This window comes from Wolbachia endosymbiont (group A) of Trypoxylon clavicerum, assembly GCF_947251665.1.
GTDB classification, from domain to species: Bacteria; Pseudomonadota; Alphaproteobacteria; order Rickettsiales; family Anaplasmataceae; genus Wolbachia; species Wolbachia pipientis.
This window is the reverse complement of the sequence record NZ_OX366374.1, coordinates 352,469-369,560: the sequence shown is the minus strand read 5'-3', so window position 1 is coordinate 369,560 and position 17,092 is coordinate 352,469. Positions and strand designations below refer to the sequence as shown.

Here is a 17,092-nt window from a genome sequence, read left to right as displayed (position 1 = left end):
GTCATGAAAGTAGCTGATACTGGAATTCAGAAAAAAGGATGATGTCATGCAAGTAGCCTCCTGTCATCCCAGTGCTCAGACACTGGGATCCAGAAAAAAGAATGGTGTCATCCAAGTAGCTGACACTGGTTCACTCTATAATAGCAGTGCCCCTATAATGTCATCCGAGTAGCCTGACTACTTGGATCCAGGAATTTTATTAAGTTGGTAAGCATAAAAGTGGCTGATCTTATGTTAAAACACAACGTTCTTGATGAGATTACAGCAAGGCTGGATTCCAGCGTCAGCTACTTGAATGACAGCAGTCCTACGTCATGCCGCCGCGGTATCTCTAGGCTCTGTGGACAAAAAATATGAAAAGAGAGAAAAAGATGGTAGTTTAGCCTAATAGGTAAAAAATGGAGAAACTACCATATGCAATATTACTTCAAAGAGGAAAATTGGAAACAAATTTTAGAGTTCATAAAAAGCGTAAAAGGAATGCACAGCAAAGATGAAAAACGTTTAAGAATATTCATAGAGGCAGTGTGGTACATAGTGCGAAGTGGTTGCCAATGGAGACTTTATCAAAAACTTATGGTAATTACAGGAGTATACATAAGCGATTTAAAAGATGGTGTGAAAGAGATGTCTGGAAAAAATTGCTTGAATATACTAAACAAGAGCCTGATTTAGAAGTTGCTATAATCGACGGTACGATCATCCGAGCCCATCCATGTTCATCTGGATATACAAAAAACTCCAAGGATCAAGAAGCTTTAGGGAGGAGCAAAGGTGGCTTTACAACTAAAATACATGCGCTTGTCGATGCACTTGGAAATCCACTTAAATTTACTCTGACTCCTGGTCAAAGAAATGAAATTACGCAGGCACAAGTGTTGACCGAAAGTATCTATAACTCTACTGTAGTAGCTGACAAGGGCTACGATAGCAATGCCTTTGTTACAAGTCTTGAAGACAAGGGATGTACAGTAGTTATTCCGCCAAAACGGAATCGAAAAGTGCAAAGGTATTACGATGAGCATATCTACAAAGAACGTCATTTGATTGAGTGTTTTTTTGGTAAAATTAAAAATTTTAGGCGCATTTTTTCCAGATTTGATAAAACTGCTGAGGTTTTTATTGGTTTTCTCAATTTTGTTGGAGCTCTTGTATGGCTTCTCTAAAATTTTGTCCACAGAGCCTAGATCCCGCTAACAAGTAGCTGGATGACGATTGTCGTTTAGCCATAAATATTAAGAAATTTACTAAGCAGGAAAAAAGGCAAAGAAACCCCGTAGTAGCTAGCATTCAAATTCTCCCTTGTCAATTTGACGTTTTTTGCTGTCTTAAACGCTTTGTAAGCGCGTTTCGGCTTATATAGGTAAAAACCTAAAAATTTTTAAAGACATGCGATGCACGTAGTGCGAAAAATTAAACATGAGACACCAAATACCCTAAGTTTTTTGTCATTAACCTGCACAGATTGCGAAGATAAATAAATAGCTTCAGTTTCATGATAAGGGGACTGGCGAAGGGTGTCAAGTAAGTTTTTTCGTTTCTATTCCCAATAAAAGTTTGTATGCAATAACACAGAAGCATGTACGGCTATTCCTTCATTTCTTCCAAGAGAACCTAATTTTTCTGCAGTGGTTGCTTTGATATTTACAAATTCATCATCAATTTCTAATGCTTTTGATATGAATTTTTTCATTTCTACCTTGTAAGGCGATATTTTAGGCTCCTCACAAACTATAGTAATATCTAAATTAGATACGCTGTACCCTTTTTCTTTTGCTTTTTTAGCAGCAAAGTCAAGGAAGTGAGATGAATTGCAATCTTTCCATTCAGAGGAACTAGGAGGAAAATGCTCTCCTATGTCGCCACATCCTAGTGCTCCGAGTATTGCATCAACGATTGCGTGTATTGCAACATCACCATCTGAATGTGCTCCTATTACCATGTTGTGCTCAATTTCTACACTGCAAATCTTTATAAGGCACTTAGTGCTATCTTGAATTTTTATAAATCTGTGTATGTCATAACCAGTGCCGACACGAAATTTTGGCTCTTCAAAAAGGAGTTTTGCCATATTGATATCCTCTTTTGTGGTTAACTTAAAATTGCTTTTTTCACCTTTAATAATCGCAACATGTTTTTTATGCTCTATCATTAGTGATGAATCATCAGTAAATTCTTTGGTTGATTGGTGACATGATAATAGTTCTTTAAAGTTAAAAATTTGAGGAGTTTGTATGGCTCTGAGTTTTCCTCTTGAAATCGTAGATTCAACAAAATTATTACTCACCAATGACATAGTATCTTCAACATCTATTGCTGGAACTACTCCTATATATTGATCATTAATCATAGATTCAACCAAGTTATCTATCAGAACATTTGACACAAAAGGTCTACAAGCATCGTGTATAATTACAAAATCTGGGTTAACTTTTTGTAAGCTTTCAAGCCCTAGTTTAACTGAATTTTGCCTGCTTTCTCCTCCGTATATTGGACTTAGTAATTTAGTGTCTACACCTCCTGTCATCCAAGTAGCTTGACTACTTGTTTCTTTTTTTCTAGATTCCAGCGTCACGCGCTGGAAGGAGTGTACCGCTGATTTTTCACTTAAGTAATGGTTGTACAAGAGCTTCATCGCTTCCCTATAAAAACTTTCATGGTCTCTATTAATTGCTATTCTTATATAATCTATATATTGGTTAGCTAAAAATTTTCTAATTGTATGAAATAAAACAGATTTACCTGCCAGTTTTATATATTGCTTAGGAAGCGTAGAATTGCATCTACTGCCTACTCCCGCTGCAACTATTAATGCTGCTATTTTGTATTTCTTAAGTCTGTTAGTGTGCATATTTATCATTTTCAGCGTAAGTGTATAGTAACAGGTTATTTACAGTTTTAAAAAAAGAGTGTATTATCTTAATGAAGATATAATACGATGCTAGAATGCACATTACTAAGTGTAATAAAGAAAATGAGATACACCTTATATTCTTTCATGGAATAGGGGATAACTATAAAAGTGCTTACAATTATGTACAAGATTTAAAAGTATTGAATAATAGCCATGCACATAAATATCCAAGCGCATTTCAGAACTACATAACTTATGCTGCAGTTAGCTTTTTGTTCCTCGTGGCATCTGTACCAGTGCCCATTGCAATATTACTACTTATAAGCCCCATAACAGCTGGAGTAGTTGGTTTAGCAAGCTTAGCTGCTTTAATTTGCATTTTTTTATCCGTAATGCTTATTGTTATTCCCTTTATAAATAGAGATCAAAGTTTGCTTAAGCCCTCGATAGAAAAAATCAATGAATTAATGGACAAGGATGTGAGGCCTGAAAACATTATACTTTTTGGCCATTCCTTTGGAGGAGCAGTTACATCGGCAGTTTTGAAGCACTTTGCAGACAAAAACGTTAAACTTGGAGGTGTTATTTTTACTAGCACTTTCAGCTCTTTTCATACAGCAATAGAGCATTTTCCGATCCCTCAAGCAAAAATTTTAAGTATGTTGCCCCCATCCATTTTTAAAAAATTGCTAAAGGCTTTAGATCTAGATTTTGATTTAGTGAACGATATACGAAAGTTGCAAGATGAGGGAAAATTGAATATGCCAGTAATAGTTATTAATAGCAAAGGAGATCACTTAATACCACAACCTGCACAATTGGTGCACGCAATAGAAAATGATGTATTGCTACGTGGAAAATTGATCAAGACTGTTAATTCGAAAAGGTGTGAAGATGATCCACATAACGAAGTTTTATTCAGTCAAGAATTGGGTAAAAATTTGACTGATCTAATACTTAATAAAATTGATAAAACAATGAATAGATAGTATTTACAATAAACTGTATATTTTTCAGTAAATTGACTATGCTAAAAGCATGCAAAAACGTCATATAACTATTTGTTTTACACTGCTTTTTATAATAGGGATGTTATTCCTGATGCGTCCTATGATTTTTCCATGTTTAATATCTATTGTTATTGCATATTTGTTTAATCCGCTAGTAGTCAAATTTGAAAAGTATAGAATACCGCGTTCATGTTCTGTAATTTTTATAATACTTGTTTTATTAATAGCTTTTATACTAGTTATAACATTTGTTTTACCTATTATATATGTTCAAATTACTTCAATATTAAATTTCTTAGTGAGTAAAGTGCCTTCATTAAAGCTTAAAGTAATCCCCTCTGTATTAGAATTTCTTAATATAAAAATCGAGGATAGCTTATTTGATCACTTATCTAAAAATCTAGCAGAAAATTACAGCAACTATGTATCTTATTTCATGAATGCTCTTGATATTGCTAGTAACTTTATAATCCAAGTGTTAAGTTCAAGCTTTAGCTTGATTCACACAGTATCATTAATGGTGATTACTCCTGTAGTGTTTTTCTATATATTACGTGATTGGCCTTTAATTATAGAAAAAGCTAATAAATTAATTCCTATTCCTTATAGAGAAAAAGTTGCAAATTATTTTTCCAAAGTGGATTTCATTATATCTAATTATCTAAAGGGGCAGGTAAATGTATGTATTGTCATGATGGTCTTTTACTCTGTGAGCCTGAGCATAATCGGATTGAAACACTCTATTGTTATTGGAATTTTATCAGGAATATTAACATTCATACCTTACGTAGGGCCACTATTATATACCATTATTGGGTTCTTGAGCGCTATCACTCAATTTAGTGGATGGTTTGAAAGTGCTGCTGTTTTGCTATTATTTGGTGTTGGACAATTAATAGATTCAAACATATTAGTTCCTTTGTTAATAGGAAAAAAAGTTCATATACATCCAACTGTGATTATTCTGGGAATTACTATATGCGCTTCATATTTTGGATTTACAGGTATATTACTTTTTATTCCAATAATAGCAATGTTCAATGTATCAGTAGAATATGCAATCAATAAATATTTTAAAAGTGAGCTTTATAAAAACGGCTAACAGACCTTTTGCATAATCAATTTATGGTAAGAGGAGAAATGAGCCCAGAATACCTGAGATATTTGAGGAGCGTAAGTAAATTTCTGCGCAAAAATTACTACCAGAAAGAGGTTACGTAAGAGGTTCAACGTGCAATTAAATTTATTTAACAACAATCAAGATGATTATAGTCGGCAAAATTACATCGTCTTAGATGAAAATAAGCACGTGTATAATTCGGTAGTTAATGATTTATCTTGGAAATGTCTGATTCTTTTTGGACCTAAAAGCTCCGGTAAAACTCATCTTGCTCATATTTGGCAATCAATAAACGATGCAATTTTTATCAATGTGAATAACTTCGTAAGCGAGATTAGGTATAGCGATGCTTTTATTTTAGAAGACGTACAAAACATTAAAGATGAAGCAATGTTATTACATTGTTACAATTACATGAAAGAAAGTGACAAGAGGCTGCTAATCACTTCTTCAATTTCACCAAAAAAGCTTAACTTCAAATTAAGAGATTTAAGTTCTCGAATATTATCAACTATCAGCGTAAAAATTTTGCCTGCAAGCGAGGAATTATTAAGAATTATGCTAATAAAACGATTTTCAGATAAACAGTTAAAAATTGATTTAAAAGTGATTAATTATATTTTAGCAAGAATAGAACGTTCTTTCTATAGCATTGATAAAATTATAGAGAAGATAGATAATGAATCTATAGGGTCGAATGTGACCGTTCCTTTTATTAGCACTTTATTAAAAAAAGATGCCATTTGATTTCTTCTTTTGTAAAGGTGTATATTAAAAATTTATTAACACCCATAACACTAACGTAATTGAAATCTCTATCTGTCCATGTTAGAATCATAATCAATGTTATGTTATAATAAATATAGATAGATACAGCTAAGAAGTATTCTATATTTATAGTAGAGCTCACTTTATGAGGTGTTTTTTATAGATTTAACGTTATAATTTAACTATGATAAGAGTAAGATTAAATTTAAGAAAAAGGTTAAAGCAAAAGTTTGTGATGTTCACTCTATTGATAAATGCTTTATTTGTCTCATATTTTCTCATAAGAAACACAGGGAACACTTCTAATCAAATTATAGCCAAAGAAATGAATATAGGAGCTGATAATGAAAAATAAACAGTCGCAAAATAAAAAAGAAAATCTTTACATAACATATTACATAGATGCTTTAGCTTCAGAGAGGTCCGCTACACAAAATACTCTGGAAAGTTATCGTTCGGATTTACACCAGTTTGAAGAATTTTTATTGGAAAGCGGCACTACCTTGGTTGGTGTAAACAAAACCAATATTAAAGATTATGTGAAATCTTTATGTACACAAGAAAAATATAAAAGTAGCTCTATATCAAGAAAAATATCCGCTATGAAAAATTTTTACAAGTGTCTATTTAATGACGGAATAATAGATTTTAATCCAGCACCGGCTAATGATGCTGAATTAAAGAATCCAAAAGTTTCTCGTCCTTTGCCTAAGTATTTAAGTGTCGAAGAAATATTTTTGCTAATGGACGCAGTGAGAAAATCAGCAAGCGAATCGAATAAAGAGATAAGCAGTAAAAGGCTATGTGCGATTTTAGATATCCTTTACTCTTCTGGAATGCGTGTTTCTGAACTAATTAGTATGAAATTATGTGAAGTGTCGCATTTAATAAACAGTAATAACAAAGAATGCTATATAATAATAAAAGGAAAAAGTGGTAGAGAGAGGCAAGTTCTTTTTAATGAACAAGCATTGCAGAGCCTTAGAAATTATTTATCAGTTCGTGACAATCTGCTCTCTAACAGAAAGGAGTCTGATTGGCTATTCCCAGGTGATAAACCTAATAAACCAATTACAAGGCAGAGGGTCGGTCAATTAATGAAGGAGTTAGCAAGAAAATGCAATATTGATGAAAATAAAATCTCTCCACACGTGATTAGGCATTCTTTTGCTACCCATCTACTAAATAGCGGAGCAAATATTGTGTTGATACAGAAAGTTCTTGGCCATACTAACCTTTCTACAACACAAATATATACTCATATTGCTAACGAAAAGTTAAAGGACAAATTAGCTGATTCGCATCCTATTACTCAGATGATCAATAATTAAATTTATTGTTTTTAATTTGTAATAAAGTTAAATTTAAATAAATTTATGTGAGTTTGTGATTTCAAGTTTATTGTTTAATTTCTTTCTTATATTATGGGAGGTATTCTATACTTTCATTACTCTCCCTGTAATTTTCTTTTCTGAGTGTGTAATAACCATTTTCCTCGTCTGTTCGGTGAGAGTTGTATTATTCATGCTGCGTTTATTATGTGGCATTAAATATGAAGTGAGGGGAACGGAAAACATCCCTAAGCAACCTTTTATCATTGCATCTAAACACCAATCTCCATTTGAAACATTTATTTTTATACTACTATTTAGAAAAGCGGTTTTTATTTTAAAACGTGAATTGAAATGGATTCCATTCATTGGTTTGCATCTTATAGCGCTGAAAATGATTTTTATTAACCGTTCAGATGGTATCAGTTCTATACGCCATATAATCAAACTAGCAAAAATGCGTATAAAAGAAAATAGAAGCATAATAATATTTCCTGAAGGTACAAGAACAACTATAAACCAAAATATAAAATATCAACCAGGTATTGCTGCTTTATATAGCGTATTATCTGTTCCTGTGTTACCGGTTGCTTTAAACACTGGTTTGTTTTGGCCAAAAAGCATACTTTCTCTGAGAAAGAATCCCGGAAAGGCAGTAATAGAAATATTGCCCCCAATATATCCTGGGTTAAACAAAAATGAATTCTTGCAAAGTTTAGAAAAAATTATTGAAGAGAGAAGCAGTAGATTAACCATAGGAAAAACTGATATTGCAAATTAACAAAAAAACTTTATAATTAAAAGAAAAGTACAGTATTTTAGGTATTAATATATGGCAAATCATAAGAGTGCTAAAAAAATGATAAAGGTAATAGCAAAGCGCACTTTAATAAATAAGATGCGGAAAAGTAAAACTCGCACCTCTATTAGAAAATTGGTTGATATAATCAAGTCTGGCGACAAAGAAAATGTTGTTCTGGCATTTCGGAATGCTGAATCTAATTTACACAAGTGTGTGAATAAAGGTGTTATTCATAGGAATACTGCTGCGCGTAAAATAAGTCGCTTAAATGCAAAAGTAAAAGCATTGATGACCGCTTAATACGGTTAATGTAAAGTTAACTGTATTAATATATACTCTTCAGTTTGTATATTCTGTATAAAATTTAAGTAGCTTAAGTGATGGATAAAAAAGTGCTGTTAGAACTAAGTAATGGATTAAAAATCGAGCTACCTGTATTAAGTGGAACAATAGGTCCTGACGTGTTAAATATCAAGGATTTATATAAGACGACAGGATTATTCACTTATGATCCGGGGTTTGTTTCTACAGCTTCATGCTCTTCCACAATTACATTCATTGATGGAGATGAAGGAGTTCTTAAATATAGGGGACATGATATAGCTGATTTGGCAGAGAATAATAGTTTTACTGCTGTGATTTATTTATTGCTCTATGGTGAATTACCCAGTTCAGAGCAACACAAAAAATTTCTTCTCAAAATACAAAAATTATCCAAAGTATCAGAGCAAGTTACAAATGTAATCAAAGCATTTCCAAAGACTGCTCACCCTATGTCGATTTTAATTGCATGTTTTGCAAGTTTGTCAGCATCTTACCATGAAAAGCATGGCAACAATATCAATGGTGAAGATCTAGATTTTGGAATTTCTGCAATAGCACAAGTTCCTGCAATTGTTGCAATGATTTATAGGCATATCAACAATCAGGAATTCATAAATGCTAACAATGAATTAAGTTACAGTGAAAATTTCTTAAAGATGATATTTGGCGATGCTGTTGATAATGATAAAAGCGCCCTTTTTGCAAAAGCTCTGGATAAAATATTTACTCTCCATGCTGATCATGAACAGAATGCTTCTACGGCGGCTGTCAGATTGGTGGGATCGGCTGGTTCTAATCTGTTTGCAAGCCTCTCTGCAGGAGTTGCTACACTTTGGGGACCAGCACATGGTGGAGCTAATGAGGCAGTTATAAATATGCTAAAAGAGATAGAGCAAAGTGGAGATATAGATAAATTCATCGAAAAAGCTAAAGATGATAAGGATCCATTTAAATTGATGGGATTTGGACATCGTGTTTATAAAAATTATGATCCGCGCGCGCGCATATTGAAAGACGCTTGCCATGAGGTTCTAAGTAAACTAGAACAAAATAATGAATTGCTCAAAATTGCAAAAAAACTTGAAGAAATAGCTTTAAAGGATGAATATTTTATTGTGCGTAAGTTATATCCAAATGTTGATTTTTACTCAGGTATAATAATGAATGCTATCGATATTCCCTCAAATATGTTCACGCCTATTTTTGCACTTGCAAGAACCACTGGTTGGGTTACTCAGTGGTATGAAATGATAAATGATAAAGAAACTAAGATCTGTAGACCAAGGCAACTCTATTTTGGTAAATAAATTTATTTTCACTTCATTAGACTTCTTGCATAACCCAAACTAAGTAGAAAAAAGGTGTCATCCGAGTAGCTGACACTGGTTCCTTTACGACGGAAGTGTCCAGAGGTGTCATTCCAGTCTGGAATCCAAAAAAAAGGATGGTGTCATTCCGTATCCGTTCAGCCAATGGCGTCAACTTAAGAACTTTCATTAGCAAACTCTCCTAAAGACATGATGGCGTTTAGGCTTATCTACTTTATTGCGGCTGTCCCGGTCGGATTTTAACTTTAGCGCGTATACTTAAAAAGGGCTTGAAAGTTTTTTGGCGCAATAAGTACCTGATAGAGTTTCTGCCTCATTACACCAAATAAAACTGAAAAATTTAAACGATACTCAGTAATTTGATCTGGGTTCCAAGGCCCTTGTGCATCACACATATGAAGCGATAATATATTGCACATGACCAAGTTTGCCCAAAATTCTTGTATACAGCCTCTCCAGAAAAATTCTCTAACTCTGCTCCTACTTTGAGTCGTTTCCTCTATGTGCCACCTTAACACATCAGCTTTGCTCCAAAGTCTCGGTCAAAAGCTCTGTTTCTCAGTTGGCTAATGTCAGCACTATAACTCTTACTTTCTGTCCTTTCATTTTATTTTTTAGCTTTTCATTTTCTAGGCTCTGTGGACAAAATTTTAGAGAAGCCATACAAGAGCTCCAACAAAATTGAGAAAACCAATAAAAACCTCAGCAGTTTTATCAAATCTGGAAAAAATGCGCCTAAAATTTTTAATTTTACCAAAAAAACACTCAATCAAATGACGTTCTTTGTAGATATGCTCATCGTAATACCTTTGCACTTTTCGATTCCGTTTTGGCGGAATAACTACTGTACATCCCTTGTCTTCAAGACTTGTAACAAAGGCATTGCTATCATAGCCCTTGTCAGCTACTACAGTAGAGTTATAGATACTTTCGGTCAACACTTGTGCCTGCGTAATTTCATTTCTTTGACCAGGAGTCAGAGTAAATTTAAGTGGATTTCCAAGTGCATCGACAAGCGCATGTATTTTAGTTGTAAAGCCACCTTTGCTCCTCCCTAAAGCTTCTTGATCCTTGGAGTTTTTTGTATATCCAGATGAACATGGATGGGCTCGGATGATCGTACCGTCGATTATAGCAACTTCTAAATCAGGCTCTTGTTTAGTATATTCAAGCAATTTTTTCCAGACATCTCTTTCACACCATCTTTTAAATCGCTTATGTATACTCCTGTAATTACCATAAGTTTTTGGTAAAAGTCTCCATTGGCAACCACTTCGCACTATGTACCACACTGCCTCTATGAATATTCTTAAACGTTTTTCATCTTTGCTGTGCATTCCTTTTACGCTTTTTATGAACTCTAAAATTTGTTTCCAATTTTCCTCTTTGATGTAATATTGCATATGGTAGTTTCTCCATTTTTTACCTATTAGGCTAAACTACCATCTTTTTCTCTCTTTTCATATTTTTTGTCCACAGAGCCTAAATAACTCTTTTACTATATGTAATGTTTATTTAGAATGAATGTATGTTATTAATTTTGGGTAGGTAATTATGTCTATTTTATCGATACTCCTGTTTATCAGTCTTTCTTTACTCAACACTTCAAATAAATTGATGATATGTGCTGCCTTATTTGTGGGAGCTGCTTTAGTTGTAAATTCAATAGTTGAATTTTATGGCAAAAGTAAAGCTACGTACAGTTTAATAGTGTGTACAGTGCTATGTTGTGTTTTTAAATTGCAAAGTTTTAGTTTGATGATATTGATTTCATATACTGCAATTTTAGTCTCTCTTCTCTCAAGCATAATTATTTTTGAAAAATTGAGGTCCAAGTTGAATTTTCATATGGCAAATTTCATTACTTTAATTATAGCATCAGTGGTTGATAGTGCCGTTGTATGTGTTGGATTACTATATAAATTTTCTGCAGGTAAATGCTTATCAATATATATTAGAGATTTAATTTTTAAGTTTTCTTATGTGTCAATATTGAGCATCTGTTTGTTTGTAGGAATGTATTTATTTTGCTTGACAAGCAAGAAATATTTTAAGATTTCCACATAACCTGTTTTCTGATATAGCTAAACTGACTTTGGGTCCTGGGGGTGTATTTGGTGGTCCTAATACGTAACAACAGTTTAGAATTTATAGGTAGCCTAAACCCACAACTGTACAAACATTATGATTTGAGCCTATCAGGGGGGTGTCATTCCAGTCTGGAATCCAGAAAAAAGAATGGTGTCATCCCAGTGCTTGACACATAGCTGTACGAACATTCATTTTTGAAGACAGCAAATGGTGTCATTCCAGTCTGGAATCCAGAAATTTTGCTTATAACTGAGCTGATGAGCTAAAGGTAGTTGTCTTACGCTAAAACAAACGTTTTTAATTAAGTTGCATAGAACCAGTGTCTGGGCACTGGCCCACTGGTGGGAATTGCTCCCAAACTACAACGTTCGTACAGCTATGTGCTTGACACTGGGATGACATCATAAGACCTGCTGCGAATCAAGCGATAAAAAAAAGAAAAGGAGGGTGAATAAAATCAAGGTTAACTAAAAGGCGTGCTTAAGATTTACAATACCAGCAATAATATTGAACCTCAAGTTATATTTTTTCTGAAAATTGCGATAAACATTCGACATAATCTTAAATATCTTTATCTCTCGGATCTTATTTTCTACTCTCATTCTAAATGATGCTAACCTTCTATTATGCTCTTTCTGCTCTGGAGTTAATGGCTTTTTACGATACTTTTTATATGGAATTATAACATTGCTTTGCAATTTTTGCCAACCTTGATATCCAGAATCAGCATGTTTTATGCTATCAAGTGGTAAATATTTTTCTTGTTTCCTTATGCGAAAATCACTAATTCTACCACGGTATGACTTTGACACTGATAAAATTCTTCCTCCTTCTTCGATAATAATCTCAGTTTTCATAGTGTTGGTTCTTTTTTTTCCTGAATATGATTTCTTCCGTTTTTTACTATCTTCTGGCCTCTGTATTTGCTGTTCTGTAACATCAGCCAAAATCTTCAGTATTTTTTCTGGCGTCATACTTCTATCTTTTGTTATAGTCACTTTTTTGGCGAGTAATGGCTCTATTCTCTTAAGTAACCTACATACATTTGCGTTGTGCACATTGAATAGGCATCCTAAAAATCTATGTGTTATGTAAGTGCGATAGTACAAAATTACGCAAAACAACTTATCTTCCAGAGTTGGTAGTTTTGATCTTCTACCATGACACTTTTTCTGTTTTTCAAGTTTTTTCCATCCAGACCTCACTTTTTCTACTACTTTTTCGAACTCCTCTATACTTAAACCTGTTATATTACGAAAGTTTCTTGGGTGTTTTTTCATATTATAGTAACTAAAGCTCATTTTTTTTCCTTACTTGATCTGCTTATTCTTCTTCTACCCCTCTCACATCATTTTTTCAATCACCTTTTGCAGCAGGTCTTTTGCTGTGCATTCCTTTTACGCTTTTTATGAACTCTAAAATTTGTTTCCAATTTTCCTCTTTGATGTAATATTGCATATGGTAGTTTCTCCATTTTTTACCTATTAGGCTAAACTACCATCTTTTTCTCTCTTTTCATATTTTTTGTCCACAGAGCCTAGGTTTTGATATTACATATGTGTACATCCCCATCATGAATGCTATTTTCGGTAAAATCTCTTGCAACGCTCAAAAGCAGAAAAACAAAAACTTGATTTTCTCAGCTAAATAGTGGACCATCAAAAGCACGCATAAATATCTACAATGAAAGAAAAAACTTTCACAATCATCGATGGCTATGGTTTTCTTTTCAGAGCTTACTATGTACTACCTCACTTAATTACCACAACAGGAATGCCAATAGGTGGTGTATATGGCTTTCTGAATATGGTTCTTAAGTACATTGCCCATTCGGACTACTTAACTATAGCACTTGATGCAGGGAAAAAGAATTTTAGGCACAATTTATATCCTGAGTACAAAGCGAACAGAGTAACGCCTCCTGAGGATCTAACTCCACAGTTCACCATACTGAGGGAAGCGGTAGAAGCTTTTAACCTCAGCTATGAAGAAATTGAAGGTTATGAAGCAGATGACATAATCGCAACACTAGCTGCAAAATACGCCAACCACCAAGACTTTAAAGTGGTAGTCGTTTCATCAGATAAAGATTTGTTTCAACTCTTGAACCACAATATTTTAATATTCGACCCCATTAAAAATATATATATAGATGAAAAACAAATAGTAGAAAAATTTGGTGTAAACTCACACAAGCTTCTTGATTTATTTTCTCTAACTGGTGATGCATCCGATAACATTCCAGGCGTTCCGGGAATAGGTCCAAAAACTGCCACTAAATTATTAGATGAATTTGATTCATTGAATAATATTATAGAGAACATTGATAACATCGAGCAAACGAGGATTCGTAATATTCTTACCGAACATAAGGAAAAAGCATTAATTTCAAGAGAACTTTTATCACTATGCGAAAAAGTAGACCTTCAACATGATATTGCAAAATATGAAGTCCATTCTCCAAATATGGAGAAACTATTATCCTTTTTAAAGAAGTATGAATTCAATTCCTTAATAGGGAAAGTGGAAAAGCTTTTTTCTTACAATGGATCTAGCACAGAAAAGAAAACAGAATATAGTAGTGAAGAGTTAGAGAAATTTTTAGAGCATTGTAGATACGAAGGCAGAATTGCAATTCATTACCACCTTGAAAACAATGTATTAAGTCTATCTTATAGCGAAAGTAATATTTTTTATATAGAGCAAGACAGCATACAAGATGCACTCATTACAATTAACTCAACTTTACTCTCAAATGGGGTGCTTAAAATAATACATAACATTAAAGAGATCAGGAAAATCTTTCCTGTAGTAGAGAAGATGCTAGATTCAGTTGATGATTTGATGATAATGTCGTATAGCTTGGATACAGGAAAGCATGATCACAGTATTCCAAACATAGTTGCGCATAATTTGAGTGAAAATGCAGAAATTTTCTCGGCAAAAACTTTAATAGCGATTCATGAAAAGCTGAAACAAAGATTATTTCAGGAAAAATTGTTCACAATTTACGAGCGCTTCGATAAGCCACTTATGAAAGTAATATTTGATATGGAGAAAAATGGAATATTGCTAAATATTCAAAAACTACAGGAGCTATCCGATAAATTTCAGCAGGTAATTGCCGTGCTTGAAGATGAGATATATAACTTAGCAGAGGAAAGATTTAATATTGCGTCGCCAAAACAATTAAGTGATGTTTTATTTAATAAAATGGGGCTTAATAAAAAGAAAAAGTCAAAAAAATCTGGATCGTATAGCACCAATTATGAAGTTCTAGAGGCACTCGAAGAAGAAGGGGTAGAAATCGCAAGTAAAATCTTAAATTGGCGACATTTAAGTAAATTAAAAGGCACCTACACTGATGCACTAATAAAGCAAGTTGATTCCATTGATGGTAGGATACACACAAACTTTTCAACGACTGCAACTGCAACTGGAAGGCTGAGCTCCAGCAATCCTAATTTACAGAACATTCCTATCAGAAGCGAAGAAGGAAATCTCATTAGACAAGCATTCATTGCGCCAAAAGGGCATAAGATAATTTCTGCTGACTATTCACAAATAGAATTGAGACTCCTGGCACACGTTGCAAACGTTGCAGCATTTAAAGAAGCTTTTGCAAACGAACAAGATATTCACGATATCACCGCTAGGCAAGTTTTTGGAGTGCAAGAAATAGATGAGCAATTAAGACGCAAAGCAAAATCCATTAATTTTGGAATTATATATGGCATTAGCCCATTTGGTCTTGCAAAACGGCTTGGAATTACCATTGCGGAAGCTGCTGAATACATTAATTACTATTTTTCCTGTTACCCAGAAATAAAGGCCTATATGGAAAAAGCAGTGTCTATCGCAAGATTGCATGGTTATGTAGAAACTTTGTTTGGCAGGAGATGCTTTGTAAGAGACATAAACAATACAATTCCTTATATAAGACAATTTGCAGAAAGGGCAGCAATAAACGCACCACTGCAAGGCACCGCCGCTGATATAATAAAACGTGCGACGATTCAGCTTTTTGACCAATTAAAAGTAGGTAAAATAATCCTCCAGGTTCACGATGAACTACTGGTTGAAGTAGAAGACGAAAAGGTACAAGAAACAGCAAAACTTATGAAAGATATAATGGAAAATGCAATAGAAATTTCTATACCACTTGAAGTAGAAATAAAAGTTGGCGACAACTGGGGTCTAAATTCCCTTAATTATGACTTAAACATCGTGAATTCTAGGAGTATAAATCATTTGAACTAATACGAAAAATATGTTAGAATAGAACATAGTAAATGCAAATAGGTCAGCCATGACAGGCCCACAAGTAAAAAGTTCAAAACCTCCAAAGTTACCTAATGAAGGTGAGAAAACTTTTGAAAAAGAGGAACATCAGTTAATCTATCGTGCTTTCTTAGATATTTTAGAAAATCCAGAAACTCTAGAAAAGCAAACGAAACAGGAAATAGAAAAGAAGAAACAGAAATTGAAAGAAGAACTTTCAGATAAAGAAAAACAAAAATTACATCGTGATCTGGAGTCATTAAACAAACAATTAAAGCGATTACAGAATGGAAATGAAAAGAAAATTTTTACTTTTATATCAAAAAATCATGAAGGTATATTCAAGAAAATCAATCATGAAGATATAAAGTTACTAAGTGAAGAGAATTTTTCTCAGTTTTTACTTTCCGTATTTGAGAAAATTAGAGAGAAAAAATTAGCTAATGAGGAGAATCTCAAGAATGGTAAAATAAAAAAAGTAGTAGATGACTGTGTAGCTGATATACGCGGTACAGAAGCTAAAGATTCATTCATAAAGCTTCCCGGGTGGCTGTTTGGAATAAAGGTAGATCCTAAAAACTTTCTTGGCTCTTTTAAAGATGGGTTATTAGAGAATATACCATTCTTAGGTAAAGACAAAAAAGAGGAAGATGAACCACCACTTAGTGATGAAGAGATGGTAACAACGTTCTTAAGCAAGATCTTTTTTCCTGTCCTTCTTTCCACTATTCCAATGTTAATTTTTGGTCCTACTACACTCGGAGTAGTTCTTACTGCTATCGGCACAATATTTGTCGTAAAGAGAGGAGTTGAAGTTCTTTTTTCAAATAACAAAAAAGGTACTTTGTATGACCCTAGCTCACAAGATAAAGATGATACAGAAAAGAGAGCAAAATTGAATAAAAAAATTTGCGATGGTATCAATAAAATTTTAGGAACCCCAGTCGAGAAGGCTAAAGGGAGTGAGCAACCCATTTCTGTTTCTGAACAAATTTCCCAAGGAAAAGAAAAGAGTGAACAACAACCTGTTCCTGAGCAAATTTCCCAGGAAAACAACAGGGGAAACGAAGAAAGCAAACAGCAAGATCAACCTTGGACAAGAAAGGAAAACAAACGAAGGGAAGAAAACACAAGCAACAAACAAGCAGGGATTACCTAAGTTTGCCAAAAAGTGAGTTGTGTA

14 protein-coding genes and 1 pseudogene are annotated in these 17,092 nt (G+C 33.6%); 11 read left to right on the top strand and 4 right to left on the bottom strand.

Translation table 11 applies throughout. The features are described 5' to 3' along the window. Positions 1-414: 414 nt before the first annotated feature. Both OPR60_RS06755 and OPR60_RS01885 read left to right on the top strand, forming a co-directional pair. Positions 415-675, top strand: a complete 261-nt coding sequence (locus OPR60_RS06755; protein WP_406829629.1) for a hypothetical protein — start codon at positions 415-417, stop codon at positions 673-675. Then, complete coding sequence (locus tag OPR60_RS01885) at positions 594-1,166, top strand: IS5 family transposase (protein WP_406829825.1); 573 nt, start codon at positions 594-596, stop codon at positions 1,164-1,166. Before OPR60_RS06755 ends, OPR60_RS01885 begins: the two co-directional genes overlap by 82 nt. A 374-nt stretch (positions 1,167-1,540) precedes the next feature. Here OPR60_RS01885 and ispF read toward each other — a convergent pair whose 3' ends face one another. Then, on the bottom strand, positions 1,541-2,860 hold the full coding sequence (gene ispF / locus OPR60_RS01880; RefSeq protein WP_265039857.1) for a 2-C-methyl-D-erythritol 2,4-cyclodiphosphate synthase: 1,320 nt from the start codon (positions 2,858-2,860) through the stop codon (positions 1,541-1,543). 86 nt (positions 2,861-2,946) lie between these two features. Between ispF and OPR60_RS01875 the strand changes: the two genes are divergently transcribed. The 7 genes from OPR60_RS01875 to OPR60_RS01845 all read left to right on the top strand — a co-directional run bounded on the left by OPR60_RS01875 (position 2,947) and on the right by OPR60_RS01845 (position 9,516). Then, complete coding sequence (locus OPR60_RS01875) at positions 2,947-3,843, top strand: PGAP1-like alpha/beta domain-containing protein (RefSeq protein WP_265039855.1); 897 nt, start codon at positions 2,947-2,949, stop codon at positions 3,841-3,843. Positions 3,844-3,892: 49 nt separating this feature from the next. Beyond that, positions 3,893-4,966 carry an AI-2E family transporter gene (locus OPR60_RS01870; protein WP_065094626.1) on the top strand — a complete coding sequence of 358 codons (1,074 nt, stop codon included), beginning with the start codon at positions 3,893-3,895 and terminating at the stop codon, positions 4,964-4,966. 129 nt (positions 4,967-5,095) lie between these two features. Continuing rightward, positions 5,096-5,731 (top strand): DnaA ATPase domain-containing protein, encoded by a 636-nt coding sequence (locus OPR60_RS01865; protein WP_065094625.1) that lies wholly within the window; start codon positions 5,096-5,098, stop codon positions 5,729-5,731. 365 nt (positions 5,732-6,096) lie between these two features. Then, positions 6,097-7,083, top strand: a complete 987-nt coding sequence (locus OPR60_RS01860) for a tyrosine recombinase (RefSeq protein ID WP_265039851.1) — start codon at positions 6,097-6,099, stop codon at positions 7,081-7,083. A gap of 55 nt (positions 7,084-7,138) precedes the next feature. After that, positions 7,139-7,864, top strand: coding sequence for a lysophospholipid acyltransferase family protein (locus OPR60_RS01855; protein WP_065094623.1), 726 nt, complete (start codon positions 7,139-7,141; stop codon positions 7,862-7,864). Positions 7,865-7,915: 51 nt separating this feature from the next. Beyond that, positions 7,916-8,185: a 30S ribosomal protein S20 gene (gene rpsT, locus OPR60_RS01850; protein WP_012673338.1), complete on the top strand. Its 270-nt coding sequence runs from the start codon at positions 7,916-7,918 to the stop codon at positions 8,183-8,185. A gap of 80 nt (positions 8,186-8,265) precedes the next feature. Then, positions 8,266-9,516: a citrate synthase gene (locus OPR60_RS01845; protein WP_065094622.1), complete on the top strand. Its 1,251-nt coding sequence runs from the start codon at positions 8,266-8,268 to the stop codon at positions 9,514-9,516. A gap of 189 nt (positions 9,517-9,705) precedes the next feature. Here the strand turns inward: OPR60_RS01845 and OPR60_RS01840 are convergent. The 3 genes and pseudogenes from OPR60_RS01840 to OPR60_RS01830 all read right to left on the bottom strand — a co-directional run. Continuing rightward, positions 9,706-10,170, bottom strand: a pseudogene (locus OPR60_RS01840) (IS4-like element ISWosp8 family transposase); the annotation flags it as partial. A 17-nt stretch (positions 10,171-10,187) separates the two neighbouring features. Further along, entirely contained in the window at positions 10,188-10,940 is a 753-nt protein-coding gene (locus OPR60_RS01835; protein ID WP_265039632.1) for an IS5 family transposase, read from the bottom strand. A 1,155-nt stretch (positions 10,941-12,095) separates the two neighbouring features. Next, complete coding sequence (locus tag OPR60_RS01830) at positions 12,096-12,908, bottom strand: transposase (RefSeq protein ID WP_265040287.1); 813 nt, start codon at positions 12,906-12,908, stop codon at positions 12,096-12,098. A gap of 403 nt (positions 12,909-13,311) precedes the next feature. On the opposite strand from OPR60_RS01830, the gene polA reads away from it, so the two are divergent. Beyond that, complete coding sequence (polA, locus tag OPR60_RS01825; RefSeq protein WP_065094661.1) at positions 13,312-15,888, top strand: DNA polymerase I; 2,577 nt, start codon at positions 13,312-13,314, stop codon at positions 15,886-15,888. Positions 15,889-15,937: 49 nt separating this feature from the next. Continuing rightward, a complete protein-coding gene (locus OPR60_RS01820; RefSeq protein ID WP_065094660.1) occupies positions 15,938-17,068 on the top strand; it encodes a hypothetical protein in 1,131 nt (376 codons plus the stop codon). The last annotated feature ends 24 nt before the right edge of the window (positions 17,069-17,092 follow it).